The sequence below is a fragment of the Micromonospora sp. NPDC007230 genome, from assembly GCF_042869115.1.
GTDB lineage: Bacteria > Actinomycetota > Actinomycetes > Mycobacteriales > Micromonosporaceae > Micromonospora.
In genome coordinates this window covers 1-2,986 of the sequence record NZ_JBIAFE010000068.1, presented here as the reverse complement: position 1 = coordinate 2,986, position 2,986 = coordinate 1, and the positions used below count along the sequence as shown (strand labels likewise).

Here is a 2,986-nt window from a genome sequence, read left to right as displayed (position 1 = left end):
TCGAATATGAGACCGCGCACTACGCTTCAACCCGAAACCACAACAGGGCCGCTGCGGCCTAACAACGCCCTCCGGCAACTCCAGGCCGATTCACCTCGCCGGTCTCCTCGTCCACACCGGTGCGCAGCAAGGCGCGGGCACACGCGGTCCGGGCGGCCTCACCCTCGGCCAGCCGCAGCTTCCCGCTCACCGACACAACGCCTCAACACCGATCCACAAAAACCGGCCCTCACCGCCGACCCACGCCACCGGAACCCTCACCGAGCCAACCCAAACGTGATGCGCCACAGGGTGAACACCGACACGCTTCCCGGCCTTGGAAAGCCGAGAACGTTCCACACAGGCCAATCTATGATCACTGATCATCGATAATCAAATCGGTTAGCCTGCTCACCGTAGACATCTCCGTCCAACCCAGAACCGGGATCGCGGTGACCGGCGCCGCCGTTGCCCTTTCCTGACCTGCAGGCGAGTGGGCCCGACGGACCCAGCCGATGCCGCCAACGCCCACTGCGTCGCGCTGGTCGGCACCACCTCCTGGAACGGCATCCCCCCATCGACGCCTCCTCCGGCGAGCAGATCCGGCACCGGCTCTCCCGCGTCGGCAACCGGCAGATCAACCGGGTGCTGCACATCATGGCCACGGTCCAGTTGCCTAACCCACCGAAGGGCACGCCTGCTTCGACCGGAAGAAGGCTTCCGATCGGTCTCTGAAACGGCGCCTGTCTGACATCGTCTACCGGCGAAGATCAACGACGCCGTAGCCGCGGCGACGGGCCCGGGAGGACACCGGGGAACGACTACTGACTCCAGCGTGACCAACTCGCATCCCCAAGCCGGCTCTTCGGAGAAGTCACTTCCCGGACCCGCCGAGACCCAGCTTAGAACCCCGCTCCCGGCGATGTCTTGACAGAGAGGGGAGCCAGTTCGAGCGGCAGCCCACCGGTGTCGAGTCACGCTGCGTGACGCGCAGATCGCGGCAGATCCGTGCACCCGGCAGGAACTGGCGGTACATGCACATGATGCAGCCGACTGGGCAGGCGGCATCAGCCCGGGTTGGTCCTCGGTCCGGCGGTGTCGGGCGAGGGTTCGGCGAGCGCTCGCTTCAGGCGCACATCAACCGTGCGGCGGCGGTGACGCTGGGCGGACACGGCCCCGCTCACCTTGTGGTGACCGCGTCCCGGACCGGCCTGGTCCCGCTGTGGCGGCCTGGAACAGTGCAGCTGTTGACCTGAGATGGGCGGCCAGCTCCGCCGGGCCGCTGACTTCGAAGGGCAGCCCGATCGACGCCAGCCGGAGGGCGTGCCATTCGGGGGTGTCCGGCGGCGCCTGCCACCGGCAGGTGCCGTCCGGCTGGTCGGTCAGGGTGCCCGGCGGCGGCGCGCCGAGGCGGTCCACCACGTGGGCGGCCGGTGCGTGGATCACTACGTCGGCCGGGTATGTCGGGGCCATCTGCATGGTCCGGCGGGCGACGAACGCGGCGGCATCCCCGCCGGGTACCTCCCTCGTGGCCGCCCGGGCACCGGTCGCGGCGAGGTCCGTGACCCGGTCCAGTCGGAAGGTCCGCCAATCGTCGCGGTCGAGGTCGAATGCGAGCAGGTACCAGCGCCGCCCGGCCGTCACCAGGGCGCGCGGCTCGACGTGCCGGGCCTCGTCGCGGTACCGGAACCGCAGCCGCTCGTGGTTGGCGATCGTGGCGGCGGCGACGACCAGGGCGTCGGGGTCCACCGGCTCCGGGGCGAGAGAGAACGGGTGGGCCACCGTGGAGGACGCTAGGGTGTCGACCCTGCGGCGCAGCCGGGCCGGCAGGACCTGAAGCAGCTTGCGCAACGCGCGTACCGCCGCGTCGTCCGCCCCGGTCACCGCCTGCGCGGCCGCTGTGCGCAGCCCGATGGCCACGGCGACCGCCTCGTCGTCCTCGAGCAGCAGCGGTGGCATCGCGGCGCCGGCCGTCAGCCGGTAACCGCCCAGCCCGCCCTGCTCGGCGTGCACGGGGTAGCCCAGCTCGCGCAGCCGGTCGATGTCGCGCCGTACGGTCCGGCCGGACACCCCGAGCCGCTGCGCGAGTTCGCTTCCCGGCCAGAGCCGAGGGGTCTGCAACAGCGACAGCAGGGACAGCAGTCGGGCACGCGCGTCGGACATGGCCGTCATTCTGCCGCTCGACTAGGACGAGAACTGACCTATACGAGATCTACCGTGGGGCGCAGCCTGCTACGACCGAGGGAGATTCATCATGAGCAGCACCGCACCCGCCGGGTACACGTCAGTCGCGCCGTGGATCGTCACGCCGGACACCGGGCAGTTGCTGGACTTCATCGCCGCGGTGTTCGACGGGGTCGAGCAGGGGCGGGTACGGCTGGAGGACGGGACCATCGGCCACGCCGAGATCCGCGTCGGCGACACCGTCCTGCTCGCCTTCGACCAGCGGGCGGACTGGCCCTCGATGCCGTCGCTACTGCGGGTCTTCGTCGCCGACGCGGACGCCGCGATGGAGCGCGCGGTCGCCGCCGGAGCCCGCGTGGTCACCGCGCCGGCCACCCACGCCTTCGGCCAGCGGGGTGGCCGGGTACGTGACCCGTTCGGCAACATCTGGTGGGTCAGCGCGGTGGTCGAGGACGTCGCACCCGAGGTAGGAATGCGGCGGCTCGCCGAACCGGCCTACGCCGAGGCGATGCGCGACGCCCAGGAGACCTTGGACCGGGAACTGAGCGGCCGCACAGACACTGTCGTCAGCCGCCCGCTGATCGGCTGAGCCCGTACCTGTCCAAGACGCCGAAACGCTAGAAGTTTCGGCACGCAATCCCCCACGCTGCATACCCAGTTCAGATACGCATTCTTGTCGGTAATGCCGCGAGCGGTTGGCTAAAGGCCGAACCTGCCAGGGACCACGCACCTAGTGCCGCGTCTTTGAACGTTGATCGTGTAATCCATCGGTTCTGAGGAGCCGTCAGGCACGCTGTCTCCCAACGCATCAGGCTGTGGGAGG

At 69.5% G+C, this 2,986-nt stretch carries 3 protein-coding genes; 2 read left to right on the top strand and 1 reads right to left on the bottom strand.

What is annotated here, in order from left to right:
- Positions 1–447: 447 nt before the first annotated feature.
- The gene (locus tag ACFYML_RS36505) at positions 448–714 is read left to right on the top strand and encodes a transposase (protein ID WP_387424999.1); all 267 of its coding nucleotides are present in this window, start codon (positions 448–450) and stop codon (positions 712–714) included.
- A 402-nt stretch (positions 715–1,116) separates the two neighbouring features.
- On the opposite strand, the gene ACFYML_RS36500 is transcribed toward ACFYML_RS36505, so the two are convergent.
- Positions 1,117–2,142 carry a helix-turn-helix transcriptional regulator gene (locus ACFYML_RS36500; RefSeq protein WP_387424998.1) on the bottom strand — a complete coding sequence of 342 codons (1,026 nt, stop codon included), beginning with the start codon at positions 2,140–2,142 and terminating at the stop codon, positions 1,117–1,119.
- A gap of 91 nt (positions 2,143–2,233) precedes the next feature.
- Between ACFYML_RS36500 and ACFYML_RS36495 the strand changes: the two genes are divergently transcribed.
- The gene (locus ACFYML_RS36495) at positions 2,234–2,752 is read left to right on the top strand and encodes a VOC family protein (protein ID WP_387424997.1); all 519 of its coding nucleotides are present in this window, start codon (positions 2,234–2,236) and stop codon (positions 2,750–2,752) included.
- The last annotated feature ends 234 nt before the right edge of the window (positions 2,753–2,986 follow it).

Excerpts from the sequence above, each read along its gene's own strand:
- ACFYML_RS36500 (WP_387424998.1), bottom strand. The coding sequence starts at position 2,142 with ATGTCCGACGCGCGTGCCCGACTGCTGTCCCTGCTGTCGCTGTTGCAG.
- ACFYML_RS36495 (WP_387424997.1), top strand. The coding sequence starts at position 2,234 with ATGAGCAGCACCGCACCCGCCGGGTACACGTCAGTCGCGCCGTGGATC.